The 25,755-nt window shown below is 49.5% G+C and carries 21 protein-coding genes and 1 pseudogene; 20 read left to right on the top strand and 2 right to left on the bottom strand.

What is annotated here, in order from left to right; genetic code table 11:
* Positions 1 to 46 precede the first annotated feature (46 nt).
* The 13 genes from DES54_RS09890 to katE all read left to right on the top strand — a co-directional run bounded on the left by DES54_RS09890 (position 47) and on the right by katE (position 16,508).
* Positions 47 to 2,275 (top strand): TonB-dependent siderophore receptor, encoded by a 2,229-nt coding sequence (locus DES54_RS09890; RefSeq protein WP_113866934.1) that lies wholly within the window; start codon positions 47 to 49, stop codon positions 2,273 to 2,275.
* Between the two features lie 151 nt (positions 2,276 to 2,426).
* Positions 2,427 to 3,614, top strand: coding sequence for an isochorismate synthase (locus tag DES54_RS09885; protein WP_113866932.1), 1,188 nt, complete (start codon positions 2,427 to 2,429; stop codon positions 3,612 to 3,614).
* Complete coding sequence (locus tag DES54_RS09880) at positions 3,611 to 5,239, top strand: (2,3-dihydroxybenzoyl)adenylate synthase (protein ID WP_113866930.1); 1,629 nt, start codon at positions 3,611 to 3,613, stop codon at positions 5,237 to 5,239. The genes DES54_RS09885 and DES54_RS09880 overlap by 4 nt, the downstream gene beginning before the upstream one ends.
* Before the next feature lie 3 nt (positions 5,240 to 5,242).
* Entirely contained in the window at positions 5,243 to 6,121 is an 879-nt protein-coding gene (locus DES54_RS09875) for an isochorismatase family protein (protein WP_113866928.1), read from the top strand.
* Entirely contained in the window at positions 6,118 to 6,876 is a 759-nt protein-coding gene (dhbA, locus tag DES54_RS09870) for a 2,3-dihydro-2,3-dihydroxybenzoate dehydrogenase (protein ID WP_113866926.1), read from the top strand. The genes DES54_RS09875 and dhbA overlap by 4 nt, the downstream gene beginning before the upstream one ends.
* A 195-nt stretch (positions 6,877 to 7,071) precedes the next feature.
* Entirely contained in the window at positions 7,072 to 8,661 is a 1,590-nt protein-coding gene (prfC, locus tag DES54_RS09865; RefSeq protein ID WP_113866924.1) for a peptide chain release factor 3, read from the top strand.
* A gap of 500 nt (positions 8,662 to 9,161) precedes the next feature.
* Entirely contained in the window at positions 9,162 to 9,773 is a 612-nt protein-coding gene (osmY, locus tag DES54_RS09860) for a molecular chaperone OsmY (RefSeq protein ID WP_113866922.1), read from the top strand.
* A 145-nt stretch (positions 9,774 to 9,918) separates the two neighbouring features.
* Positions 9,919 to 10,080, top strand: a complete 162-nt coding sequence (locus tag DES54_RS09855) for a DUF1328 domain-containing protein (protein ID WP_113866920.1) — start codon at positions 9,919 to 9,921, stop codon at positions 10,078 to 10,080.
* Between the two features lie 255 nt (positions 10,081 to 10,335).
* On the top strand, positions 10,336 to 10,524 hold the full coding sequence (locus DES54_RS09850; protein WP_113866918.1) for a CsbD family protein: 189 nt from the start codon (positions 10,336 to 10,338) through the stop codon (positions 10,522 to 10,524).
* Between the two features lie 13 nt (positions 10,525 to 10,537).
* Positions 10,538 to 11,356 carry a TatD family hydrolase gene (locus tag DES54_RS09845; RefSeq protein ID WP_240634945.1) on the top strand — a complete coding sequence of 273 codons (819 nt, stop codon included), beginning with the start codon at positions 10,538 to 10,540 and terminating at the stop codon, positions 11,354 to 11,356.
* Positions 11,357 to 11,729: 373 nt separating this feature from the next.
* On the top strand, positions 11,730 to 13,007 hold the full coding sequence (locus tag DES54_RS09840) for a NupC/NupG family nucleoside CNT transporter (protein WP_113866916.1): 1,278 nt from the start codon (positions 11,730 to 11,732) through the stop codon (positions 13,005 to 13,007).
* Positions 13,008 to 13,103: 96 nt separating this feature from the next.
* Complete coding sequence (locus DES54_RS09835) at positions 13,104 to 13,820, top strand: 4'-phosphopantetheinyl transferase family protein (RefSeq protein ID WP_113866914.1); 717 nt, start codon at positions 13,104 to 13,106, stop codon at positions 13,818 to 13,820.
* A 402-nt stretch (positions 13,821 to 14,222) separates the two neighbouring features.
* Positions 14,223 to 16,508 (top strand): catalase HPII, encoded by a 2,286-nt coding sequence (gene katE / locus DES54_RS09830; protein ID WP_113866912.1) that lies wholly within the window; start codon positions 14,223 to 14,225, stop codon positions 16,506 to 16,508.
* 139 nt (positions 16,509 to 16,647) lie between these two features.
* Here the strand turns inward: katE and DES54_RS09825 are convergent, their stop codons facing one another.
* Positions 16,648 to 17,346, bottom strand: coding sequence for an XRE family transcriptional regulator (locus DES54_RS09825; RefSeq protein ID WP_147247278.1), 699 nt, complete (start codon positions 17,344 to 17,346; stop codon positions 16,648 to 16,650).
* Between the two features lie 418 nt (positions 17,347 to 17,764).
* Between DES54_RS09825 and DES54_RS09820 the strand changes: the two genes are divergently transcribed.
* The 5 genes from DES54_RS09820 to DES54_RS09795 all read left to right on the top strand — a co-directional run bounded on the left by DES54_RS09820 (position 17,765) and on the right by DES54_RS09795 (position 23,635).
* Positions 17,765 to 18,463 (top strand): antitermination protein Q, encoded by a 699-nt coding sequence (locus DES54_RS09820; protein WP_113866909.1) that lies wholly within the window; start codon positions 17,765 to 17,767, stop codon positions 18,461 to 18,463.
* 242 nt (positions 18,464 to 18,705) lie between these two features.
* Positions 18,706 to 19,044 (top strand): phage holin, lambda family, encoded by a 339-nt coding sequence (locus DES54_RS09815; RefSeq protein WP_113866907.1) that lies wholly within the window; start codon positions 18,706 to 18,708, stop codon positions 19,042 to 19,044.
* 265 nt (positions 19,045 to 19,309) lie between these two features.
* Positions 19,310 to 20,593: a glycoside hydrolase family 68 protein gene (locus DES54_RS09810; protein WP_113866980.1), complete on the top strand. Its 1,284-nt coding sequence runs from the start codon at positions 19,310 to 19,312 to the stop codon at positions 20,591 to 20,593.
* A 493-nt stretch (positions 20,594 to 21,086) separates the two neighbouring features.
* Entirely contained in the window at positions 21,087 to 22,943 is a 1,857-nt protein-coding gene (locus tag DES54_RS09800) for a CocE/NonD family hydrolase (protein WP_169050485.1), read from the top strand.
* Between the two features lie 77 nt (positions 22,944 to 23,020).
* Positions 23,021 to 23,635 carry a TetR family transcriptional regulator gene (locus DES54_RS09795; RefSeq protein ID WP_113866903.1) on the top strand — a complete coding sequence of 205 codons (615 nt, stop codon included), beginning with the start codon at positions 23,021 to 23,023 and terminating at the stop codon, positions 23,633 to 23,635.
* 81 nt (positions 23,636 to 23,716) lie between these two features.
* Here DES54_RS09795 and DES54_RS09790 read toward each other — a convergent pair.
* A pseudogene (locus DES54_RS09790) lies at positions 23,717 to 24,442 on the bottom strand (NAD(P)-dependent oxidoreductase); the annotation flags it as partial.
* Between the two features lie 466 nt (positions 24,443 to 24,908).
* On the opposite strand from DES54_RS09790, the gene DES54_RS09785 reads away from it, so the two are divergent.
* A complete protein-coding gene (locus tag DES54_RS09785; protein WP_113866898.1) occupies positions 24,909 to 25,283 on the top strand; it encodes a TetR/AcrR family transcriptional regulator in 375 nt (124 codons plus the stop codon).
* Positions 25,277 to 25,561: a TetR/AcrR family transcriptional regulator C-terminal domain-containing protein gene (locus DES54_RS19280; protein ID WP_113866978.1), complete on the top strand. Its 285-nt coding sequence runs from the start codon at positions 25,277 to 25,279 to the stop codon at positions 25,559 to 25,561. The genes DES54_RS09785 and DES54_RS19280 overlap by 7 nt, the downstream gene beginning before the upstream one ends.
* Positions 25,562 to 25,755: the final 194 nt, after the last annotated feature.

Below are 25,755 nucleotides of genomic sequence, written 5' to 3'. Positions count from 1 at the left end.
ATTTTGAGCGGATGACGACAAGGCTGTTTTCTGAAGGGATAAAACCATGTTTAAAACGACAAAAAAACCGTTAGTACGTCTCATTAATTTCAGGGGTGATCATTACCACATACCGCTGGCTGTTGTTTCTGGTTTACTGATGTCTCCGCTGGCTTATGCCGCTGCCGTGACGGAAACAGCAAACCGTGACGACACCATTGTCGTCACGGCAGCCGACGGCGCGGAGAGCGTTACCGCGCCATTGAAAGGCATTGTCGCCAAAGCAAGCGCTTCTGGTACGAAAACCAGTACGCCGTTAGTAAAAACCCCGCAGGCCATTAGCGTGATCACGCGCGATCAGATGGATGCTCAGGCCGTTTCCTCAGTGTCTGACGCGTTGAATTACTCCGCGGGCGTGGTGCCTAATTATCGCGGTGCTTCCAACCGTAATGACGAAGTGATTAGCCGTGGTTTCCGCTATGCGCCGAAATTTCTGGATGGTTTGAGCTACGGCTTGAATGGTGCGGGCGCGACATCAGGAAAAATGGATCCCTGGCTGTTGGAACGGGTGGAATTGGTGCGCGGCCCCGCGTCAGTGTTGTATGGGCAGGTAAACCCCGGCGGACTTGTCAATATGACCAGTAAGCGCCCGACGGCGCAGGATATCCGCAAGGTGAAGTTAAGCGGCGGCAATCAGCATCTGGCGGAGGCGGCGTTCGACTTTGGCGGCGCGCTGAATGACGAGCAGTCGTTGCTTTACCGTCTGAACGGTATTGCCAGCACAAAAAATGAGTTCGTAAAGGATTATAAAAATCAACGGCTGGCGATTGCTCCCGCGCTGACCTGGTTACCGAACGCCGATACCAGCTTTACCCTGCTGACCAGCTACCAGAATGACCCGAAGGTAGGACAGCGTAATTTCCTGCCAGCTTACGGCACAGTTTTTGAAACCAATGCCGGCTATCTGCCCTACGATCTGAATGTCAGCGATCCGAACTATAACCAGTCGAAACGTGAGCAGACGTCGATTGGCTATATTTTTGAGCACTCCTTTAATGAAATTTTCTCGATCCAGCAAAGTCTGCGTTATTCGCAGATGAATGAGAAATATAAATATCTGGTGTATACCACTGGCGGAACAACCACCAATACCACGTTGTCACGGCGCCCGCAAAAGGATGAAAACAAGGCTGATGAATTGGGTATTGATAACCAGGTAAAGGCGCAGTTTGATACGGGGGAAGTCGCACACGTTGTATTGGGCGGGTTGGACTACAAGTGGTCGGATCGTGATAATAAAACCTGGCTTGACAGAGCGGGTTCTTACAATTTTGACTGGACTAATCCGGTTTACGGTCTATCTATCAGCGATGACATGTTAACCACGCTATCTACCAGCAATCGGAAAAAACTCGATCAGATCGGTATCTACTTGCAGGATCAACTCGAGTGGAATAGCTGGAACCTGCTTCTGTCTGGTCGCCATGACTGGAGTGAGGTGCGTACCCGGGATCGTACCGTTAACACCAGCGTCCAGCAGAATGACAGCAAATTCACTGGTCGCGCCGGTCTGCTGTATGCTTTCGACAACGGTATCTCGCCCTATATCAGTTACAGTACCTCGTTTGAGCCGAATCTGGACTCTGGCGCGCCGGGCACGGCTGCCTTTAAGCCCACCACTGGCGAGCAAAAGGAAGTGGGGGTGAAATTCCAGCCTAAGGGCAGCGACACCATGTTGACCCTGTCGCTATTTGATATTACCCAGAAGAACATTTCCTCATCCAGATACTACCCCCAGTTCGACAGCTGGTATGCCGAACAAATCGGTAAAGTAAAATCCAAAGGGGTGGAAACTGAAGTCCGGTCTCAGTTGACGCCAGAAATTAGCCTGATAGCTAACTATAGCTATGTCGATACGAAAACCAAAGAGAGCCACACCGCGGAACAGATTAATAAAAGTCTTTCAGCCGTGCCGAAACACAGCGCCTCCGCCTGGGGCAGTTACAGCTTCCTGAATGGCGCGCTTAAAGGATTCACCGTGGGGGCCGGTGTGCGCTATATCGGCACCAGCTACGGCGATAATAAAGAAGGCTTCAAGGTTCCGGCTTATACCCTGTATGACGCCATGGCGAGCTATGATCTGGACGAAGCTTCGTCACGACTGAAGGGAGCGGAGGTACAGCTTAACGTCAATAATCTGAGCGACAAGAACTATGTGGCTTCTTGTAGCGGAACAACGTCTTGTTTCTATGGCGTAGGCCGCAGCATCATCGCCAGCGTCAGTTATAGCTGGTAATCGCTGACGAACATCCAAGGGGTGGCAAGGACTGTCGGCCCGCATCCTGTTATCACCAGTAAATGGCGTCTTCGCTAGCAGCAGTCCTTTTATTAACAGAAATGATAATCAAATAATCAGGTTATTGTTTAACGAACATAAGGAATACATTTTGTCTACGCTATCTGCCACACTTTCCTATCTGAATGCCAGTGAGTTGCTGGATGACGATTTTCTTTTCCTGTCGCCAGACAAAAGCCTGCATGCCCGTGGGTGCTACGCGGCGTTTAACTGCCCGGTGGAGAGTGGCGCGACGATCGACGGTGATGTTCAGCGACGACTGCGTCGGCTTTTCACTCAGGCGCAACGCGATGGGATTACTAACCCGCTGATCGTCGGCGCGATCCCATTTGATAAAAGGAAGCCAGCCAGCCTATTTGTTCCTCAATACAGTCGCTGGTTTGCGCGTGATGCCCTGGCTGATAACGTGTTGCAAGAAACGCCGCTACGTATCCGGCAACTACACCAAATTCCCGCCCAGGATACCTTTTGTCAGATGGTTTCTGCCGGTGTCAATGCCACCCGTAGCGGTGTGCTGGATAAGGTGGTGCTGTCACGTCTGCTGAAAATTGAAACCGATCGCCCGCTAAATGCCATGCAGTTGCTTCTACTGCTCAATCGGCAAAATCCCGGTAGTTATAATTTTCATGTGCCGTTGGCGCAGGGCGCTCTGGTGGGGGCCAGCCCGGAATTACTGCTGCACAAGCAGGGAAATGTGGTGACAACGCAGCCGCTTGCCGGTTCAGCCCGTCGTAGTGACAATCCTGCCGAAAATCGCCGATTGCGCCAGTCGCTGACGCATTCAGATAAGGATCGCCATGAGCACCGACTGGTTATCGACGCGATACGACAGATGTTGGCGCCCCGCAGTCGCACCTTACTGATACCGGAAACGCCATCCCTGCTTGCAACACCTGTGCTCTGGCATCTGGCGACGAGGATCACTGCCGAGGTCAGCGATCAGAGGGAGAACGCGCTCTCCATCGCTTGTCTTCTGCATCCCACTCCGGCGCTATGCGGCACGCCGTTTCAGGCTGCCCGCGATCTCATCACCAACCTTGAACCCTTCGAACGCGGATTGTTCGGCGGCATTGTCGGCTGGAGCGATGCGCAGGGCAACGGCGAATGGGTGGTGACGATTCGGTGCGGCGAGGTGCGTGGAAATAGCGTGACGCTGTTTGCCGGCGCCGGCATCGTACCGGATTCGCAGCCGCTTTCCGAATGGAATGAAACCGGCGTAAAACTGAGCACCATGCTGCGCGCCTTTGGCATGACGAATGACCAGGAGTGTGTCGCATGATCGTTGAGTTCAATCGCTGGCCTACCGAGCAGGCGCAGCGCTACCGTTCATGCGGTTATTGGATCGATCGTCCGTTGGGCGACATTCTCCTGCGGCATAAAGACAGTGACGCGCTGGCGTTGGTCGACGGCGAACGTCACTTCAGCTATCGCGAGTTAAACCAGTGCGTTAATCGGCTGGCGGGGGCGCTGGCGCGACGCGGTGTGCGGCGCGGACAAACGGCGCTGGTGCAGCTAGGCAACATCGCCGAGTTTTACCTGACCTATTTCGCGTTGTTGCGTATTGGGGTGGTGCCGGTCAATGCCTTATTCAATCATCAGCGCAGTGAACTGAGCGCTTATGCGGAACAGATAGCGCCAGCGCTGCTGATTGCCGATCGCGGCCATAATCTGTTTCATGACGACGCGTTCATTGAGGCGTTACGTGGCATCAGCCCTTCTTTACAGCATGTGATCCTGCGCGGTGAAGAAAATCCCGAGTACGATTTGCAGCATCTGCTACAGCAAACGCAAAGTGATGACGCCTGCTCGCCGACGCCGCCGGATGAAGTCGCTTTTTTCCAACTCTCCGGCGGCAGCACTGGCACGCCGAAGCTGATCCCGCGCACCCACAATGATTATTACTACAGCATCCGCGCCAGCGTGGATATCTGTCGCTTTGACGCGAATACCCGCTATCTGTGCGCTTTACCCGCCGCGCATAATTATCCGTTAAGTTCTCCGGGCGCGCTGGGGGTATTTTACGCGGGGGGAACGGTGGTGATGGCGACCGATCCCAGCGCCACCCACTGTTTTCCGTTGATCGAACGGCATCAGGTGAATGTGGCGGCGCTGGTTCCGCCTGCGGTCACGCTATGGCTGGAAGCGGTTGCACTGGCGGGACAACGTCATGCATTGCAGAGCCTGAAGCTTTTGCAGGTGGGCGGCGCACGGCTGAATGAAGCGTTGGCGCGCCGCATTCCCCACGAACTGGGATGCCGGCTACAGCAGGTGTTCGGCATGGCGGAAGGGCTGGTGAACTATACCCGTCTGGATGACGATGATGCCCATATCTTCACCACGCAAGGCTGCCCTATCTGCATCGACGACGAAGTCTGGGTGGCGGATGCCGCAGGCAATCCGTTACCCAGTGGTCAGGCTGGGCGTCTGATGACGCGCGGCCCTTATACCTTCCGCGGCTATTATCGCAGCCCGCAGCATAACCGGCAGGTGTTTGACCAACAGGGCTTCTACTGTTCCGGCGATGTGGTGATCCGGCATGAGGACGGTTATCTGCAAGTTGTGGGCCGCGAAAAAGATCAGATTAACCGGGGAGGCGAGAAAATAGCCGCCGAGGAGATTGAAAATCTGCTCTTGCGCCATCCTCTGGTGATAAACGCCGCGCTGGTGGCGGTTCCCGATGCGTTGATGGGAGAGAAAAGCTGCGCTTTTGTGGTTTGTCGCCAGGCGATCAAATCCGTGGCGCTGCGCCGTCATCTGCGAGAACAGGGGATTGCCGATTACAAATTACCGGATCGTTTTGAAAGCCTGCCCGCCTTACCTGAAACCGCGGTAGGCAAAGTTGATAAACAACAGTTACGTAAGATTGCGCAGCAACTTACCCAACCAACCGTTGCAGGAGAGTAATCTATGAGCATTCCAAAACTGAATAGCTATCCTCTGCCGTCTGCGGCCTCGTTGCCTGACAATAAGGTTAGCTGGCCTTTGGAACCGCCGCGCGCGGCGTTGTTGATTCATGATATGCAAAATTACTTTCTTAATTTCTGGGGGGAAGACAGTCCGTTGACTGCCCGGCTTATCGAAAACATTGTTCGCTTGCGGCGCTTCTGTCGTCAGCACGCCATCCCGGTGTTTTACACCGCGCAACCGAATCAGCAGAGCGCAACGGACAGGGCGCTGTTGAATGACATGTGGGGGCCGGGACTGAATAAATATCCCGAACAGCAGGCCATTACCACGGCGCTGACGCCAGCGCATACGGATACGGTATTGGTGAAATGGCGTTACAGCGCCTTTCTGCGTACCGATCTGGAGCAGCAACTGCGTGAGGCTGGGCGCAACCAATTGATTATTTGTGGTATTTATGCCCACATTGGCTGTCTGACTACGGCGAATGACGCTTTCATGCGCGATATCAAACCGTTTATGGTGGCGGATGCGCTGGCTGATTTCTCGCTGGAAGATCATATGATCGCGTTACGTTATAGCGCCGGACGTTGTGGACGAGTGATGACCACGGAGCAGTTAATCGCTGACGTACATGCAGAGGAAAGCTACGATCACGCCCGCTTGCGGGCGGAGTTGCTGCCTTTTCTGGATGAGGATGCAGGTGAGGTGGGCGACGATGAAAATCTGTTGGATTACGGCCTGGACTCCGTGCGTATTATGTCTCTGGCGGCCCGCTGGCGTCAGCAGGGCCACGATGTTGATTTCGTGACGTTGGTCAAAGCCCCGACCATCAACCACTGGCTCAGTCTGCTCTCTGTGGCGGAGCGGGAGGAAGCATGAGTTTTCGGTTCGATTTCAGCGGAAAACAGGTATGGGTAACCGGCGCCGGTCGCGGCATCGGTTGTGCCGCCGCTTGCGAGTTTGCCCAGGCGGGGGCTGATGTGGTGGGGTTCGATCTGGCGTTCCCCGACACGGCGCTGCCTTTCACGCCCTGCGTGCTGGATATCAGCGATGCCAATGCGGTTGCGCAGTGTTGCGGCGAACGGCTGCTGCACACGCCGCAATTGGACGTACTGGTCAACGGGGCCGGTATTCTGCGTATGGGAGCGACGGAAACCCTCAGTCAGCAGGACTGGCGGGATTGTCTTGCCGTTAATGCGGGCGGCGCATTCAATCTGTTTCAGGCGGCGATCCCGCAGTTCCAGCGTCAGCGCCGCGGAGCTATTGTCACCGTAGCATCCAATGCCGCGCATGTTCCCCGTGTGGGAATGGCCGCCTACTGCGCTTCCAAAGCGGCGCTTCGCAGCCTGTGTCTGACGGTGGGGCTTGAACTGGCGCCGTATGGCGTGCGCTGTAATCTGGTATCTCCGGGGTCAACGGACACGCCCATGCAACGCAGCCTGTGGCAATCCTCTGATGCGGAACAACAGACTATCGCGGGTTTCCCCGCCCAATTTAAGCTGGGTATTCCGCTGGGAAAAATTGCCTGTCCGCAAGATATTGCAGACGCCATTTTGTTTATGGCCTCTGATCTTGCCGGCCATATTACGCTACAGGACATCGTCATTGACGGCGGCGCCACGTTGGGCGCCTGAATCGGCTGTGAGACTCAGGCGGCGGGTTCTCGATGTTTGTGGTTTAGGCTGCTTTCAGTCACCGATTGTGTATCACCGTCAAATCAGGGAAAATACCCCGGCTTACGATTTATTTCCGCTTTGCCTGACGCTGACATCGGTGGTTTTTGACTTGTGATGCGCACGCCGGGTGGCTAACAGAAGAAACCTGAAATCATGTCTCCAAGTGAATACGCCCGCGAAGTCTCGAAAAGAAGAACGTTCGCCATCATCTCCCACCCTGATGCCGGTAAAACCACCATTACCGAAAAAGTATTGCTGTTCGGACAGGCAATCCAGACCGCCGGTACGGTAAAAGGGCGTGGTTCGAGCCAGCATGCGAAATCTGACTGGATGGAGATGGAAAAACAACGTGGCATCTCCATTACCACCTCGGTGATGCAGTTTCCTTATCAGGAATGTTTGGTTAACCTGCTCGATACCCCAGGACACGAAGATTTCTCGGAAGATACCTATCGCACGCTGACGGCGGTGGACTGCTGCCTGATGGTGATCGACGCGGCGAAAGGGGTTGAAGACCGGACGCGCAAACTGATGGAAGTTACCCGCCTGCGCGATACGCCGATCCTAACGTTTATGAATAAACTGGACCGCGACATCCGCGACCCGATGGAAGTGTTGGATGAGGTGGAGAGCGAACTGAAAATCGCCTGCTCGCCCATCACCTGGCCGATCGGCTGCGGCAAGCTGTTCAAAGGGGTTTATCACCTTTATAAAGATGAAACCTACCTTTATCAGAGCGGCAAAGGCCATACCATTCAGGAAGTGCGTATCGTAAAAGGGTTGGATAACCCGGACCTGGACGTTGCAGTCGGCGAAGAATTGGCGATGCAACTGCGCGAAGAACTTGAACTGGTGAAAGGGGCATCCCACGAATTCGAAGCGGAGGCGTTTCTGTCTGGCGAACTGACGCCGGTATTCTTTGGTACGGCGCTGGGTAACTTTGGTGTTGATCACATGCTTGATGGGTTGGTCGCCTGGGCGCCCGCACCGATGCCGCGCCACACTGATACGCGGCTGGTGATGGCCGCCGAAGAGAAATTCACTGGTTTCGTCTTTAAGATTCAGGCCAACATGGACCCGAAACACCGTGACCGCGTGGCATTTATGCGTGTGGTATCCGGCCGGTATGAGAAAGGGATGAAGCTGCGTCAGGTGCGTACCGGCAAAGATGTGGTGATTTCCGATGCGTTGACCTTTATGGCGGGCGATCGTTCTCATGTAGAGGAAGCTTATCCGGGCGATATCATTGGCTTGCATAACCACGGCACCATCCAGATCGGCGATACCTTTACTCAGGGTGAAGATATGAAATTCACCGGTATTCCAAACTTTGCCCCGGAACTGTTCCGCCGTATCCGCCTGCGCGATCCGTTAAAACAGAAGCAATTGCTGAAAGGGCTGGTTCAGCTTTCAGAAGAAGGCGCGGTACAGGTTTTCCGTCCGTTGACCAACAACGATTTGATCGTGGGCGCTGTCGGGGTGTTGCAGTTTGATGTGGTGGTAGCGCGATTGAAGACGGAATATAACGTCGAAGCCATTTACGAATCCGTCAATGTTTCCACCGCGCGTTGGGTTGAATGCCGCGACGTGAAAAAGCTTGAGGAGTTCAAGCGCAAGAATGAGCAGCATCTGGCATTAGATGGCGGCGATAACCTGTCTTATATCGCACCGACGCTGGTAAACCTGAATTTGACGCGGGAACGTTATCCTGACGTCGAATTCCATAAAACGCGCGAGCATTAATTTTTGCTGCTTTAATAAGCTATATGGCTTAATAACTGGAATCCTTTCGTCCCGTTATCTGGCGGTTCCGATACGCGAATTTAAGGCCTTCAATGTGCTGAGATTCGCGTTTTTTTTGTTTTATATCAAAAGGTTGTTTTTAATCGCTCAGGTGTTTCAACTGTTTTTCCACCCACAGACAAATCTTAATTCCTGCTTGTTTTACGTCTTTTTCTTCAATTTTCCTGTGAGATTCCATTTAGTGGTCTATAGTTAACAACGTGTTAAGTATTTTAGTTTGTTTAACTATTTAACGTGATTATGAGTGGTTTGTTGTTTTGGTTTATTTGTTTTTTTAAAGATAAACCACTAATTTCTTCGTCTTTTTGGCGATAAACATCAAACGTTTCATGGTGCTGTCGTAGCCCTGAATCACCTTCATAATCATCCTGCGTTAATACGGCCCAAGGCATTGTTTTGCCATCTATGGGCATAATAAAGAAAGATAAGGGAAGAAATCGATGCAAAAGACCAAACTTACACAATCGCTGATCGCTGTCGTTCTGGGTTCGGTTCTGGCGGGGGGATCGGCCCTGGCTGAAGATACCGTAGGACAGAAAATGCAAAGCATTGCTGATACTACTGGTGAGAAAGTCGATAGTTCTGCTAATAAAGCGTCAGGCTACATGAGCGACAGTGCAACCACAGCCAAAGTAAAAAGCGCATTGCTGGAAAACAAGTCCATCACCAGCGGTGATATTTCCGTTGAAACCACCAACGGCATGGTCACGTTGAGCGGTTTTGTCGGCAGTCAGGAAATCGCGGCCCGTGCCGTGGAGATCGCCACCAAAACGGAAGGCGTCACATCTGTCAGTGACAAACTTCAGGTGAAAGATAACGCATCGCAATCCGTTGGCGCTTATGCGGGCGATGCCATGACCACCAGTACTGTAAAAGCCAAACTGCTGGCGGATGACATTGTTCCCTCACGTAAAGTGAAGGTGGAAACACAGGAAGGTGTCGTTCTGCTGAGTGGCGAAGTGGATAACCAGGTGCAATCCGCGCGAGCGGAAAGTATCGCCAAGTCCGTCGATGGCGTTAAAAGCGTCAAAAATAGTTTAACCGTCAAATAATCACCTTGTTTACTGCGGGTATCGTTTAACCGGCGACCCGCAGCTTCCACACAACACGATACGACCACGCTGGATACGCAATTTGGATGCATTACTCACGTCAGGATGACCGGCATGTTTGTTCATTTTCTGGTAAGGAGTAGGTATGTTTCGTTGGGGAATTATCTTTTTGGTTATTGCGCTGATCGCCGCCGCGTTGGGGTTTGGTGGTCTGGCGGGAACTGCGGCAGGTGCGGCTAAAATCGTTTTTGTCATCGGTATTATCCTGTTCCTGGCGAGCCTGTTCATGGGCCGTAAACGTCCTTAGGCGTCCTTGTTTTTTCCTGACGGGGTCATACCCGTCACGTTTTTATTCTGCGAGAAAACGTTGAGGCGTTTACCGTCCTTCCCGTGCCGTCGTTAACCCAATCCGACACCTTTTATTGTTCCTGACATCTTGAACGGAAATCTCATTTAATCGCGGCATTTTCTGAAAGACAGGGCTATCACACCGCTGTAATATGAAACAGTCATACTGTTCATGGTGTTTGCTGGATCTTGACCTTTTATCAGGGGGCATAGGATGAATAGCGATATTGTTGTAGGCAGATGGAAACAGTTGAAAGGGAACTTCTGGACATTATGGGCCGAATGGTTTGACAGTGACTGCGCATGGCTGGAAGGCAATAACGGTTATTTTTCCGGCGTGGTGCAAGAAGGTTACGGAAAGGACAATGAACAGCTATCCTCAGAAGAGAGAATATTACACTGAGGAATAAAGACGCGTGTCGCTGCCATGTTCTGTCGGAGGCGCTGAGCCTGCGACTCATTCCCCTTTTATCGATACCCATTGTCATTTCGATTTCCCGTTGTTTTATGATGACGATGTGGCAAGCCTCCAATTGGCTGCCGCCGCAGGCGTCGAACGTATCATTATTCCTGCCGTGGCGTCCCGCCACTTTGAACGTGTACTGACGCTGACTCGTTCGCATTCTCCGCTTTATGCCGCCTTTGGGCTGCACCCGTTATATATTTCCCAGCATACTGATACTGATCTGTCACGGTTAGACGCGTACTTGCGTCAGCAACCTGAAAAGCTGGTGGCGGTGGGTGAGATTGGCTTGGATCTTTATATGCGTGAACCGCAATTCGAGCGCCAATGTATGATGCTTGAGGCGCAGTTGAAACTGGCGCAACGGTATGATCTTCCTGTCATCCTCCATTCGCGCCGTACCCATGATCGATTGGCGCAACTGTTGCGTCGCATTGATGTCCCGCGTACCGGCGTCGTCCACGGATTCGCTGGTAGTCTGGCGCAGGCGCAGGCGTTTATCCGGCTGGGTTATTATATTGGCGTTGGCGGAACGATTACCTATTCCAGAGCCAATAAAACACGCCAGGCTATTGCTCGTCTACCTCTCGATCGCTTGCTGCTGGAAACTGACGCGCCGGATATGCCGGTCAGTGGTTATCAGGGGCAACCCAACCGCCCCGAACGGGTCACCGATATCTTTCAGTCGCTCTGTCAGTTACGCCCAGAACCTGCCGAGGAATTAGCGGCGGCGATATACCAAAATTCATGTCGTCTCTTTCAGCTCAGATAAAAACATGCTTGCGAGTTGTCCCGTAGAACGAGGGGCATAAGGGGAATTTTTGATGTTCTGCTCGCGCTGTAGTCAGCGTTTTTTCATATAATGGCATTGGAAATGTGATCTAAATCACTTTTTGTTGTTTTGTCTTATTCGATGTTGTATGTATTTGTGACATAAGTTGACTACTGTCGAGGGCCAGTCTCTATAATCGGCTCGGCCAATCTTTTCTGGTTTCCTGCCTTGCAGGGCGATAGATGTCCTGCTGTGACCATGAATCAAAAAGACTTATTTAAAAAATAATCATTTTCAAAAACCGATGTTTCGAGAACTGATGTTTTAAGAAACGATTTATTAAGGAAAAATTGTTATAAAGGGAATCTAACACATGCAACTCATCATGAGTCTTATTGGCATGATTGTACTGATATTGTTTGCGGTTATGCTTTCCAGTAATCGTAAAGCGATCAGATTACGCACCGTGTTGGGTGCTTTCATTATTCAGATTGGTATTGGTGCGTTGGTGTTGTATGTCCCGTTGGGGCGCAGAATTTTAGGCGGTATGACGGAAGGCGTAGCCAACATCATTTCCTATGGTAATCAGGGCGTCTCTTTCATGTTCGGCGGCCTGACGTCTGACAAGATGTTTGAAGTCTTTGGCGGCGGAGGCTTTGTTTTTGCGCTTCGCGTGCTGCCTATCATCGTTTTCTTCTCATCACTTATCGCCGTGCTCTATTACATGGGCATTATGCAATGGGTTATCCGCTTGCTGGGCGGCGGGTTAAAGAAACTGTTGGGTACATCGCGCACGGAATCGCTTTCCGCTACCGCGAATATTTTTGTCGGTCAGACCGAAGCGCCGTTGGTGGTGCGTCCGTATATCGCCCATATGACGCAGTCGGAATTATTTGCTGTGATGTGTGGCGGTCTGGCTTCCATCGCCGGTTCGGTTATGGCGGGTTATGCTCAGATGGGCGTACCGCTGGAATACCTGATCGCCGCTTCCTTTATGGCAGCGCCTGGCGGGTTGTTGTTCGCCAAGTTGATGGTGCCTGAAACGGAAAACACGCATGACCGCGAGCGAATGGTTGGTTTTGTGGATGAGGATGATCGTCCGGCCAACGTGATTGATGCGGCGGCCAGCGGCGCGGCTTCCGGCATGCAACTGGCGCTGAATGTGGGGGCGATGTTGCTGGCGTTTATCGCGCTGATTGCGTTGCTTAATGGGATGCTCGGTGGAGTGGGCGGTTGGTTTAACTACTCTCAGTTGTCGCTGGAATTGATTTTAGGCTGGCTCTTTGCACCGGTGGCGTTTTTGATTAGCGTACCCTGGAATGAAGCAACCATCGCCGGATCGTTTATTGGTCAAAAGCTGATCGTCAATGAATTCGTCGCCTATATGAATTTTAGCGAGTATCTGAAAGCTGACGATATGGTTGCCGCCGCGGGCTTACAAGTGTTGTCCGATCATACCAAGGCGATTATCTCATTCGCACTTTGTGGATTTGCCAACCTGTCATCGATAGCTATTCTTATTGGTGGATTAGGCAGTATGGCGCCGACGAGACGTCAGGATATTGCCCGGTTTGGTTTGAAAGCGGTTATGGCAGGTACGCTGTCCAACCTGATGAGCGCCAGCATTGCAGGCTTCTTCCTGGCGTTATAAACGTTTTGGGGCGGCGCCAGCCGTCAGTTATTTATTTTGCGGATGAAGAACCCAAAATGTCTGGCTGTGTGAGATCACTTCCCAGAGTAACGTGACATGCTTTCTGCTTTTATTGATGATGTTGAATGGATAACTTTCCCACAGGCAATGGATGGCATCGTGTATCCCGGTATTGGCGCCCGCTGTCATTTTCGCTTGTCGGCTTATTCTGACGCTTTGTTCTTGCTGGCGGGGGTTCCTTTTTCTGATGCGCTTGAACGCTCCGTACCCAAACGCCGGGCTGAGTTTCTGGCCGGGCGGTGTCTGGCTAAGCATGTCCTGAGTAGACTGGGATATACGGATTTCGTCCTGCACCGCGCGGAAGATCGCTCTCCGCAATGGCCGGAGAATATCGCCGGTTCTTTGAGCCATAATGCGGAAAATGTCTTATGCGCGGCGCATATCCTCCGTGACTCGCTGCCTTGTGTGGGCGTGGATATTGAGTCATACCTGTCCGATGAACGGGCGTTGGCCTTGTGGCCGGGGATTATTGATGAAGAAGAATATCAGTGGTTCCATGAACGAGAGGAAGCATTCCACTGCCTGTTGACGCTAAGTTTCTCTGCCAAAGAGAGTTTGTTCAAAGCGCTGTATCCGCAGGTTAAACGTTACTTTGATTTCCTTGATGCCAGAATGGTGGCTTTAGACTGCGCCAGGCAGGTTTTTGAACTGGAATTATTAACTGACCTGACGCCGCAATTTTATGCCGGATATCGGTTCAAAGGCGCTTATTTGCTCAGACCGAATGATGTCACGACATTTTTATATTGTTGATAATGGTCTTCGCGGTCAAATAATTGTTTGGTATGAGGATGCTCAGTCAAATAAAAATGTGATCATTGCCCTTCTATCGTCTGCTCAAAAATTGACGTTTTTTCTAATCCTTCATATATATTCCAAATAGATACTAAAAAATTCTTTTATATTATGTTGTTGCGTCAATATAAGCTATACAACTGTCTTAATTTTTCTCAAGTTGATTCTTTATAAAAACAATTAAAATATTAATAACTTAGTGCGTTTTTTGCTGTTTCGTTATCGCACTGATTATGTGTAATGAATTTGTTTATATTCTCCTTTATTGAAATTTGTTGAATTTATTTATCTGGTCTACGCTTTATTTCAGAATAAAGCGGATAATTAATTTCTATAATTTATATGTTTAGGTGAATAGCAATGTCGATAAAAAAGACCGTATCTGAAAGAAAAGGTGAAAAATTGCCCGATAAACAGACTGATGCAGTGAAGGGCAATAAAACGGACGCGCTTCATTTAGGCGATACCGCGCCTGAAGATGGCTCCCATATGGCTGGCCGTCAGCCATCTCCGCCGGGCGCCCACCCGACCGTTCCCGGCAGCGATAAAGAGACTGCCGCGCCCACGGCAAAAAGCAAGGATTTGGATACCAATCGCAAGCGTACATCCACTGAACAGCCATTAACGACGAATCAGGGAACCAGGATTGCCGACGATCAAAATTCTCTGCGAGCCGGTAGCCGGGGGCCGACGCTGCTGGAAGATTTCATTATGCGTGAAAAAATTACGCATTTTGATCATGAACGCATCCCGGAAAGAATTGTTCATGCGCGGGGATCGGCGGCCCACGGTTGTTTTGAGGTGTATAAAAGTTTGTCTCAGGTGACGAAAGCGGATTTTTTGCAGCGTCCTGGTGAGCAGATTCCCGTTTTTGTGCGCTTTTCAACGGTGCAGGGCGCCAAGGGATCGGCGGATACCGTGCGTGATATTCGCGGTTTCGCCACCAAATTCTATACCAACGAGGGCATTTTTGATCTGGTTGGCAATAATACGCCGGTGTTCTTTATTCAGGATGCGCATAAATTCCCGGATTTCGTCCATGCCGTGAAACCTGAGCCTCACAATGAGATCCCGCAAGGGGCGTCCGCGCATGACACCTTCTGGGATTTCGTATCTTTACAGCCGGAAACATTGCATAACGTGATTTGGGCGATGTCCGATCGCGGCATCCCGCGTAGTTATCGCACAATGGAAGGGTTTGGCATTCACACCTTTCGCTTTATCAATGCGCAGGGCAAATCAACTTTTGTGCGCTTTCACTGGAAACCCGCGGCGGGCAAAGCATCTTTATTGTGGGATGAAGCGCAGAAACTGGCGGGTAAGGAGCCTGACTTCCATCGTCGAGAACTGTGGGAATCCATTGAGGCGGGCGACTATCCTGAGTTTGAGCTAGGGGTGCAACTGGTGGCGGAAGAAGATGAATTCGCCTTTGATTTTGATCTGCTCGATGCCACGAAATTGATACCCGAAGAATTGGTGCCGGTTGAGCGAGTGGGGAAAATGGTGCTCAACCGCAACCCGGATAATTTTTTTGCTGAAACCGAGCAGGTGGCTTTCCATCCCGGTCACGTTGTTCCCGGTATTGATTTTAGTAACGATCCGTTATTGCAGGGCCGCCTGTTTTCTTATACCGACACGCAAATCAGTCGTCTTGGCGGGCCTAATTTTCATGAAATCCCGATTAATCGCCCGACCTGTCCTTACCATAATTTCCAACGGGATGGCATGCATCGGCAGGAGATCGACACTAATCCGGCCAATTACGGGCCCAATTCCATCAATAATAACTGGCCGCGAGAAACCCCAGCGGCGCCAGCGGGCGGGGGCTTTGAAAGTTACGCCGAACGTATTGATGGTCACAAAATCCGGGAACGAAGCGAATCTTTCGCTGATTACTATTCTCAACCCCGCCTGTTCTGGCTGAGTCAAACCGCCACAGAGCAGCAGCATATTGTTGATGCGTTCAGTTTTGAGCTCGCGAAAGTAGCCCGCTCTTATATCCGTGAACGTGTGATCGACAAGCTGGCGGGCATTGATGTTTCTCTGGCGTCCCAGGTGGCGGAAAATCTGGGTATTGAACTTTCTGATGATGTATGTAATACGCCTGCTCCTCATGATGTGAATGGCTTATCATCAGCCCCTAGCCTCAGTTTGTACGCCGTTCCTGCCGGAGAGGTGAAAGGGCGTATTGTCGCCATTCTTCTGAGCGACGGCGTGAAGGCGGATGATGTGCTGTTGAGTATGAAGACGCTTCAGCAAAAAGGCATACATCCTAAATTATTGGCTCAAAAAATGGGGGTTGTTCAGGCTGATGACGGCTCGAAAATTGATGTTGGCGCCACCTTTGCCGGGGCGCCTTCCATAACAGTGGATGCGGTTATTGTTCCAGCGGGGACTTATGCCGCACTGTCCGTCTGTGGTGAAGCAAAACACTATCTGCTGGAAGCCTATAAGCATCTGAAGGTGATTGGATTAAGCGGCGATGCCCGGCAACTGAATACGCTTTGGCAACAGGAAGAAGCTGCGCAGGCTGGCGTCGTGAGCGGCGATGGGATGAAGAAAAAAATGCTGGCGGACTTTATTCAACAGCTTGGCAAGCATCGCGTATGGTCACGCAGCAAATATGCCGAGAGTATTCCCGCCTGATAAAGCATGGCAGGGATGCCATGTCTGCCTTCCTCAATGGGCTGGTGAATCAGGAGATAGCGTTTGCGGCTATCTCAAATAGGGCATGTCCTATTCAGCCTGAACCCCCTGTCAAGCCATCGATATCGCGCTCTATAACTTACACCAGCGCGGATACCCACCATACTCGTCCAATCACCGCCAGTTCGCCGTTAATGATCTGCTCTTTAGTGACAACCTCATCGCCATACGCCGGATTATAGGAGCGCACAATAATACTGCCGTCAGGACGTTTGATAAGCGCTTTAATGCGCTGCAACTCGCCCATGCGAATGGCATACATTTTGCCGTCCCGGATTTGACGATCCGCCAGGTTGACGGCGACTTTATCGCCATCAGACAATTTGGGTTCCATACTATCGCCCATCACCGTCACCACCCTGGTATCTTCAACCCGAATCCCCAGGCGGCGGAGGGTGTAGGCGCGAAAAGGCAGGGCGTAGACTTCATCTTCATCAATATCATACGCGCCGCCACCGGCGGATAGTCGGACGCCCAGCAACGAAACTTCCACAAATTCGTCGTCATCGTTATCGGTGCTTTCCCATTCGGTCACCTGCAAGCGCGACGTTTTGAAATTACTGCTTTCCGCTTTCGGCTGACCCGTCCCATTGAGCAGCCAGTCCAGTGAATAGCCGGTTTTTTCATTGATGGCCAGTGCCGATTCCCGACTCAGCGTGCCGCGTTTCAGCCAGTTATTTACTGTCTGCGGCGAGGTGCCGATCATTTCCGCCAAATCCTTTTGTTTCAGCTTTTCTTCGCGCATCAGGTGGCGCAGGCGTTCAGTCAGTTCTGTCATTTTCACCAACTTAAAAAATAAACATCACGTTGATTTTTTCATTGAATTGTTGATTTTCGTTGTCTATAGTCTGCTTTGTAGATAATAAAATCAACAAAAAAATGACTTGACCTGTGGCGCTACGAAAAAAAGAAACCTCGGCGGGATCGTCGCCTGCGCCGCGATTCCGCATGATTTAACGTAAGACATAGTAAGACTTAAAGGAATGATTCAATGGAATGTCAATCGAGACCAGGTCCGTTGCCCGCCAGCATCGGCATTATACTCCCGGTCGGTGTGGAACCGCGCCTGTTCTGGCGGTATGGATCTGGGTACGTAGTGAATCTTGCCTGGATGCGACAAAGTTTACGGACCAATTCCCGCCGTCCAAACCGTTTAACGCAGACGGCAACATTGGCTGGTACAGGAGAGGCTCATCATGAATATTGAACATGCGCTCAGCCTTTGCGGGCCTAAATCGGCCTCGGCAATGTTCACCTGTAGAGAAAGCATGCCGTCTTATGGTTATCGAACGCGTGATGACCGTCGGCCGGTCATTCAGGCTCGTAGAGAAAGCGCGCCTTCGTCAGCGGCGAAAAGCCGCTATAACGATATTCTACTGGCGTTGGGAGTGGTGCAATCGCGTGAGGCATTAGGACTGAGTCTGATCCTGGCCCGGTACGATAAAGATCCTAAAGAACGGAATAAAGCAATAGAAGGTATCGCCCGATTTGCGTTTAATCAAGCGCCGGTTTTGGTGGGGAAGGCGGCTGGACGCCAGATGGCCCATTGCATGGTGTTGCTGGCAAAAATGGCGGTTGAGCAATATTGCAGAACCGCAGATGATGCGCAGTACCGTTGCCGCTGTAACGGCAGAGGAAAGATTACTGATCTGGCGGCATCAAAAGTTGCTGGAGAAACCATAGAAAAAGTGTGTCCCCGTTGCGGCGGTTCAGGATTGAAACCACTGACATCGGCGGCGGTTTATAAAGTAATAAAAACATTGATTCCAGATTTAACTCAGCGTACATGGTCGCGGAATTGGAAGGTATTTTATGACTCGCTGATTACGCGTTGTCACCAGGAAGCGGGCGCAGCAGAACAGTTATTTTCAGTGATTACCTCATCCGAGAAATAATTGATAAAAATAAGATTAATTTTTTTAAAATTAATGCTTGCATTCGTGTCTTAAAATGGTTAGATTTATTTCCATGATGGAGATTTAATGATTTTAAATTTCCTGTAACAGAGATTAAAAAATCTGCTTTTGCCAAGTTTTATTATTCAAGCCCCGAATTTTTTTCGGGGCTTTTTTTATGGTTAAAATAACGATCTTAATAAGATTTATCTTATTTCTCACTCGCTTTTCGGAAGGTAAGTATGCAAATTAATATCTTCAGTTGGGCAGGCGCTTATGAATTAATACAGGCCTGGTGGCGCGGAGACGTTCCCACCGGCGGTGTGTTATTAGCTGTTTTTATCGCAATATTGCGAGTTGCCTACAGTGGCGGGGGGTGGCGAAGAATGCTGCTGGAGGCCGCGCTGTGCGGGGCTTTGACGCTGACAGCGGTTGCGTCGCTTGACTATTATTCTTTGCCAAAAACCTTGACGCCCGCGGTAGGCGGGATGATTGGGTTTATTGGCGTGAAAAAGCTTCGTTACTGTATATTGAGATTTATTAATTACTGTGATGATAATGATAAGAAAACAAATAAATAAATTTAAAATCCGTTGGATTTTTATTGTTTGTTTGTATGGTGTTTGGCTTTTTTTAAAGGAGGATATGCGAAAGATAATGTCGTGAAATTTTTTATTGTGGTTTTAGATTGTCAGCCATTATGGTCGATGACATCTTGCTATTATGTCGTGAAATACGGCATGACGTCCGTTTTTTATAAATGTAAATCACCCAAAAAAGCCCGCAACCGAACAGATGTCATTATTTGTTTGGGCGGGTTTTATTTTTTATAAAGAGAGAAATATTATGAATACTATCAGTACAGGTAAAAAAAATATCTTGGAATCTGCTCAACCGCATAAACCGACTATTTGGTCACGCGCTGATGCATTGAAGGTTAACGAATATGACCCAACCACCACCCAGCCGCTGGTGCGTGGAGACTTTCCGGTCATGAGCGATGAGGTGTTTATCTGGGACACCATGCCCTTACGCGATATGGACGGTAATATCGTATCGGTCAATGGCTGGTCCATCATTTTCACGCTTACCGCCGAGCGCCGCCCAACCAATCCTGAGTATCTGGATGAAGAGGGTAATTATGACATCACGCGTGACTGGAATGATCGTCATGGACGGGCAAAAATGTACTTCTGGTTCTCCCGCACTGGTAAAGACTGGATCATGGGCGGACGCGTAATGGCGGAAGGTGATTCTCCCACTACGCGTGAATGGGCGGGAACGCCGATCCTGTTGAACAATCATGGTGAGATTGATCTTTACTATACGGCGGTAACGCCGGGCGCGACCATTGTAAAAGTGCGCGGACGTGTGGTAACCACTGAAAATGGCGTGGAAATGGTGGGATTCAAGAAGGTCAAGCGACTGTTCGAGGCGGACGGAAAAATTTACCAGACCGAAAGCCAGAATCAGTACTGGGCCTTTCGCGATCCTTGCCCGTTCCACGATCCGAAAAGCGGTCGGCTATATATGCTGTTTGAAGGCAATGTTGCCGGTGTGCGTGGTTCGCATGTCGTCGGCCCGGATGAATTAGGTGATGTACCTCCGGGCTATGAGGATGTCGGAAACGCACACTTCCAGACTGGTTGCATCGGTATTGCCATGTGCCGTGATGAGGATGGTGACGATTGGGAATTGCTGCCGCCACTGGTGACGGCAGTTGGTGTTAACGATCAGACTGAGCGTCCGCACTTTGTTTTCCAGGACGGGAAATATTATTTGTTCACCATCAGCCATAAATTTACTTATGGCGACGGACTGACCGGGCCTGATGGCGTATACGGTTTTGTGAGTGATAATCTGTTCGGGCCGTATGAGCCGCTGAATGGCTCCGGTCTGGTGCTGGGCAACCCGCCTTCTCAGCCTTACCAGACCTACTCGCACTACGTCATGCCTAACGGTCTGGTGACTTCTTTCATCGATTCCGTTCCCACGGGCGAAGATAGCTACCGTATCGGTGGCACGGAAGCGCCGACGGTTAAGATCAAGCTGAAAGGTTTGCAGACCTTTGTGGTTGAAGCGTATGACTACGGTTATATTCCTCCGATGGTTGATATTACGTTGAAATAACCATCACTTGGGGCGGCTGGTGCCGCCCCTATCTGACAGGATGCTGGGGCTGAAGCCCCTTCTGTGGAGACGTGGTAAAGAAGCTGGGCCATTTGCCGGTGTATCTAATAGCGCTGGGCGGCGCCAGCCAAAGGACATACGAAAAACACGGTTATTTGAACGCGTATAATGCACAGATAGTCCAAGGAATTTTCGACTATTGCGGCGCGCCGTCGCTAATCTCTGAAGTGCTGCTGATGCCGGAATTAGCAACGCCAGAGGCTTGACTTAAAGCCGGACATAATATTGGGAAACGTATTTTCCTGGCTGACAATATATCGTGATGCAATGACAACCGCGTTACCCGATTTTGTTCTGCGTCCGCACAATCAACTCACTGGAAAACAATGAATGATTTTTTCAAAAAAAAATTTTTTGAAAAAATCATCTAATGATGATTTAAAGCGTTAACATGTTTGTACGCCCCTTACTGCTGAATGGAGACAGAACAAACATGACTCGGTTAAGTATGCGAATTTACGGCAATGATTCTTGCCTGGTGCCTTTTCGTAAAGCGTTACCCATCAACGCTCCCAGAGCGCGTTATCCTGGTTTCCAACCAAAAACGATGTTGTTAAAAGCGGGCTCGGTTCGTCGTGAAGGTGCGCGTCCTCTTCCCTGCGATATCATTTTTGAGAGGGATGTCGCCGTAAAAATGCGCGATGGCACGACAATTTATACCGATGTTTTCCGCCCGGCGACAGACGGGCAATACGCTTTTCAACAACACCCTGCGCTAATTGCCTGGAGTCCCTACGGAAAAGAAATCGGCGGGCAGTGGCTGGATGATATTCGGGATCGTTCCGGCGTTCCGCTGGCGTGGGTTTCTGAACTGCAAAAATTTGAAGGCCCCGATCCTGCATTTTGGTGCAACGAAGGATACATCGTCCTCAACCCGGATCCACGAGGCGCGTATAAATCCGCAGGCAATATAAACTACTGGGGACGTCAGTTTGCTGAAGACGGATATGATTTCATCGAGTGGACGGCATCACAGAAATGGTGTTCGGGTAAAGTCGGCATGGCCGGGAATTCCTGGCTGGCCGTATCGCAATGGTTTATCGCGGCCGAACAGCCGCCCCACCTTGCCGCAATTGCCCCCTGGGAGGGTTTCGTCGATCATTTTCGTGAAACCGGCAACCGGGGAGGGATCCCGGCGCCTGCTTTCCCAGAGGTGATTATCCGAAATTTTTCGGGAGAAAATATGGTCGAGGACCAGCCCAGAATGATCATCGAACATCAGTTAATGAATGAATACTGGGAGGATAAAAAGGCCCGTCTGGAGCGAATTACAATCCCTGCTTATGTGGTTGCAAGCTATACCAACCATGCTCATACGCATGGTTCATTCGCCGGTTTTCGGGAAATTTCATCTGAAGAGAAATGGCTGCGTGTAAATAACACTCACGAATGGCTGGACTTTTATACCCCCGAATATACGCAGGAACTGTTACGGTTTTTTAATCATTATCTGCATGGCAAGGATAATGGCTGGGAGAAAACACCCAAGGTCAGAATTTGTATTTTAGATAAAGAAAATGCCGATATTGTGGATCAGGAGGAACAGTCGTGGCCGCCATTGGGTACGCAGGCAGTACCACTCTGGTTGAATATCGGCAACCGGTTGTCAGACCGCGCTGAAAGTGCTGGCTCCAGTGTGGCTTATGGCGTCGAAAAAGAGGGGAAAACTGAATTTCATTATGTTTTCCAGCAGGATACCGATATTATCGGTTATATGAAGCTTCGGTTGTGGGTGGAGGCGCGCGGATCGGATGATATGGAGTTGGCGATCGGCGTGGAGAAGCGGGACAGTAACGGCAATCCCTTTACCCGGGTTCTGGGGGAGGGCATGAGCGGTCCGGTTATTGCCTCTGGGCTTTTGCGTGTTTCTCACCGGGCTATGGATACGCAACGTTCAACAGATTCTGAACCCTATCTGCTGCATACACACGAGGAAAAACTTAAAGCAGGCGAAATCGTACCGGTTGAAATCGGCATCTGGCCGGTCGCGATGCATTATCATGCCGGTGAACAACTGGTGCTGACTATTGCAGCATATCAGCCTGTACCCACTGATATCGACATGGGATTTGGCGTGGCGGAGATCACTATTCCGGCAGAGTGTGAAACCATCAATCCAGGAGAGAAAGTCGGAATGCGCCCCTTGGGAGGAAGTAAAGATGTGCCTGATTTTATCAGGGAACAGCAGGTACCTACGCCCGAAAGCAGAAATGCAGGAATGCACGTTATTCATTTTGGCCACGACTACGATAGCCATCTGCTTGTCCCCATAAGAGAAGTTGGATGCTGAACTCTATACTATTCAGTGTCGGCAAAACCGGCGCTGAATGAAGCCAAAAGAATTTGTATTAATATGAAAAAAAAGAAATTATTGAGACTAAAAAACGGGGCAGAAGGCCGCTTGCCGTCCAGTCAGGCCGGGAGACAATCTTACCAGCCGCATTGCATCACTTTTCCAGATACGGATATGATTCAACCACGTTACGTAATATCGCTGCCGATGCCGGCGTGGATATGGCCTTAATTGCAAGGTTGTATGGAGCTAAATCAGGATTATGGAATGAGATGCTGAGTTTTTTAGCCAGAAAGCAGAAAATACATATTCAGAAACTCAGCGATATACCGACATCATCCAGAAAGCAGAAAGACATTTTTGTTGATTTTATACAATGTGTGGTTACTATTTGCTCGGAAATTCCTGAGTTTCCTTCTTTATTATTGAATGAGGCGGCCTCTGACCGGGAACGCTTTAATATCGTACTAAAAGATATAATAAATCCGTTTAAGTCAGCTTGCCTGCCGTTTATCCGTCAGGCCATATCAAATAATATCATCCGGGGGCGTAATGAAGACGCGATATTCATGTTTCTGATATCATCCATTTCGATGTCAATCATTACGCCTGAGTTGATTTTTGATAATAACAGTCCGTGTAATGCGGAAAAAATAGTCTCTGAATTATCAATGTTGTTACTTAACTGAACCGGGTAAGCAAGCATTCAGCCGCCTGAAAATGAAGTCCCTTTCCTGTATCTATTTTCTGCATTGTCTTAGCCTTATTCATTACTCCTGATCGCCCGCTACAGTCCAGTGTTTATGGATCAGACGCTGGTTTTCAACTTCATCAACAATGGCCAGGGCCAAATCAGGCAAATCAATCCCTGAAGGGATGCCCCGGTGGAAAATCATGAAGTCTATGCCAAGTTCGTATTTTCCTGTCCCTTTGCCAGGACGGTACATCCATGGTGGCGACAGAAAACTCCATTTAAAATCAGTGTGATCGGTGAAAAGTTCCAGTGCGAGGCGGCATCCTTCGAGCAGAGGTACTTGTTTCCAGTCTTTGATACACTCTTCAAGCAGTGGATCACTGTCTCCCTCTTTAACCAGACCTTTTTCCTTCCTTTCCGCTGCATCATTGAAGAAGCTTTCGCCAGTGATATCGCCAAGCCAGCGAAGGTGATTGGCCGGTTCAACGCCGAAATACCATTTCGGGAAACGCGGGTCATCAAACATTTGTAATCCTGGTTTAACAAACAGGCTCGCAGCCCCGCCAACATAAATGAAATAAGGTACTTCGGCATTCCGTACCGCTTTAATCATTGAACGGGTGCCTTCCACCTGAAGATAATAGACCCGGAGATCGACTGTATGACCACCCGAAAAGGTGGAAACAACAACATCATGACCGGTCAGGACTTTTTCAAGCGCGGTTGTATTGAGAATATCTAACGTAATATTAGTTAAATCGTCTCTGTCCTGAACTTTATCGGCATCAATGGAAATACCGGTTACTGTATGTCCTCTTTACAATAGTTTCAACCAGCGCCATACCGCCCATACCGCTATGTCCGAGGACGGCAACGTTAAGATTTTCTTTTTTCATAATTAAATCTCCAGTTTTGGCTTTTAATGTTTATTATCAGAGGGATTTTGAGGTGGGACGGGAAGTAATATAAGTACCTTATTAAATGATTTATTAATGGATATTACACATCGTTATAAGTACTGGTGGGTATCATTTTAATTATGGTATGCTCCTGCACCGCTGTTGTCAATTTGTCTGATCGATAATAAAAGTTGTTTGTGGTATCGGCCTGGATCAATGTATGCTTACCGCAAGGGAAATGTTAATGTGGTGTTTATTTTTGGTAAATGAGTGATCGGCAGAGAGATTGCAATCCAGTTGGGAAGTTAAGTAAAATGCAGGACAGTATATTTATTATCATTTCAACTTAATTATTCTCTCTGACATTACATGGCAATTGAATTGACTATTATGAAAAATAAATTAAGTACCAGAGGTCGTCCCAAATCAAGCGAGCTTCCCATCCGGGTTGAATTTATCCTTGATATTGCTACACAGGTTTTTCTGGAATCAGGATTCAGTAAGGCTAAAGTTATCGACATAGCTAAACGTGCTGGGGCATCAAAGACGACGTTATATACATTGTATCCCACTAAAGATGCCTTATTTAGTGCAGTTATTTCAAAAAAAATTGAAATGTTTGAGGCGCAATTGAATGATAGTTTAAAGTCTGAGGAAGAACTTTCTTTATTATTGGTTGGTTTTGGTAGAAAACTGATTGATACTTTTTACAGGATGAGTCAAAGGCTTTATTTAACATCATAATTACTGAGAAGAATTGTTTCCCTGAACTGGCGGGTTTTTTCTGGCAGGCAGGGCCGGGGAAATGCATCAAAAAGCTGAGTCAATGTCTTGAAGCTCATCCAGAATTTACCGGAAATAAAGTTGCGGTTGCTGCTGAAACGTTCATTTCGTTATGTTGGGGAACCTATTTATTAAACTCGCTAATAACGAAAAATTTTCATATGTCAGAAGAAGAAATAAACAATCATTTAATTGAATCAGTGCATGTCTTTTTCGACAGATATTGCAGAAAAGCTTAGAATGATTGTTATACCGATTTGTCGTTTACTTATCGACAGACTGACTGACGCCGAGCATCCGACAGGCGACGTGACGAGATGCCGATAGACGCCTCGTTCGAGACTGTAATTAAAATTGTGTAATTGCCTGTTTTTGATATGTTCACTCCAGTAGCGGAGACAGGCAAATTATGGACGAAAAGAAACTCAAAGCC

It is taken from the genome of Brenneria salicis ATCC 15712 = DSM 30166 (genome assembly GCF_003315515.1).
In the GTDB taxonomy this organism is placed as follows: domain Bacteria; phylum Pseudomonadota; class Gammaproteobacteria; order Enterobacterales; family Enterobacteriaceae; genus Brenneria; species Brenneria salicis.
Note: the sequence above shows the minus strand (reverse complement) of the source record. Positions and strands in the feature narration are given on the sequence as shown.

What these genes read in the sequence shown, in the direction of transcription:
- DES54_RS09890 (WP_113866934.1), top strand. Translation starts at nt 47, where the DNA reads ATGTTTAAAACGACAAAAAAACCGTTAGTACGTCTCATTAATTTCAGG.
- DES54_RS09880 (WP_113866930.1), top strand. Translation starts at nt 3,611, where the DNA reads ATGATCGTTGAGTTCAATCGCTGGCCTACCGAGCAGGCGCAGCGCTAC.
- DES54_RS09875 (WP_113866928.1), top strand. Translation starts at nt 5,243, where the DNA reads ATGAGCATTCCAAAACTGAATAGCTATCCTCTGCCGTCTGCGGCCTCG.
- dhbA (WP_113866926.1), top strand. Translation starts at nt 6,118, where the DNA reads ATGAGTTTTCGGTTCGATTTCAGCGGAAAACAGGTATGGGTAACCGGC.
- prfC (WP_113866924.1), top strand. Translation starts at nt 7,072, where the DNA reads ATGTCTCCAAGTGAATACGCCCGCGAAGTCTCGAAAAGAAGAACGTTC.
- osmY (WP_113866922.1), top strand. Translation starts at nt 9,162, where the DNA reads ATGCAAAAGACCAAACTTACACAATCGCTGATCGCTGTCGTTCTGGGT.
- DES54_RS09855 (WP_113866920.1), top strand. Translation starts at nt 9,919, where the DNA reads ATGTTTCGTTGGGGAATTATCTTTTTGGTTATTGCGCTGATCGCCGCC.
- DES54_RS09850 (WP_113866918.1), top strand. Translation starts at nt 10,336, where the DNA reads ATGAATAGCGATATTGTTGTAGGCAGATGGAAACAGTTGAAAGGGAAC.
- DES54_RS09840 (WP_113866916.1), top strand. Translation starts at nt 11,730, where the DNA reads ATGCAACTCATCATGAGTCTTATTGGCATGATTGTACTGATATTGTTT.
- DES54_RS09835 (WP_113866914.1), top strand. Translation starts at nt 13,104, where the DNA reads ATGCTTTCTGCTTTTATTGATGATGTTGAATGGATAACTTTCCCACAG.
- katE (WP_113866912.1), top strand. Translation starts at nt 14,223, where the DNA reads ATGTCGATAAAAAAGACCGTATCTGAAAGAAAAGGTGAAAAATTGCCC.
- DES54_RS09825 (WP_147247278.1), bottom strand. Translation starts at nt 17,346, where the DNA reads ATGACAGAACTGACTGAACGCCTGCGCCACCTGATGCGCGAAGAAAAG.
- DES54_RS09820 (WP_113866909.1), top strand. Translation starts at nt 17,765, where the DNA reads ATGAATATTGAACATGCGCTCAGCCTTTGCGGGCCTAAATCGGCCTCG.
- DES54_RS09815 (WP_113866907.1), top strand. Translation starts at nt 18,706, where the DNA reads ATGCAAATTAATATCTTCAGTTGGGCAGGCGCTTATGAATTAATACAG.
- DES54_RS09810 (WP_113866980.1), top strand. Translation starts at nt 19,310, where the DNA reads ATGAATACTATCAGTACAGGTAAAAAAAATATCTTGGAATCTGCTCAA.
- DES54_RS09800 (WP_169050485.1), top strand. Translation starts at nt 21,087, where the DNA reads ATGACTCGGTTAAGTATGCGAATTTACGGCAATGATTCTTGCCTGGTG.
- DES54_RS09785 (WP_113866898.1), top strand. Translation starts at nt 24,909, where the DNA reads ATGGCAATTGAATTGACTATTATGAAAAATAAATTAAGTACCAGAGGT.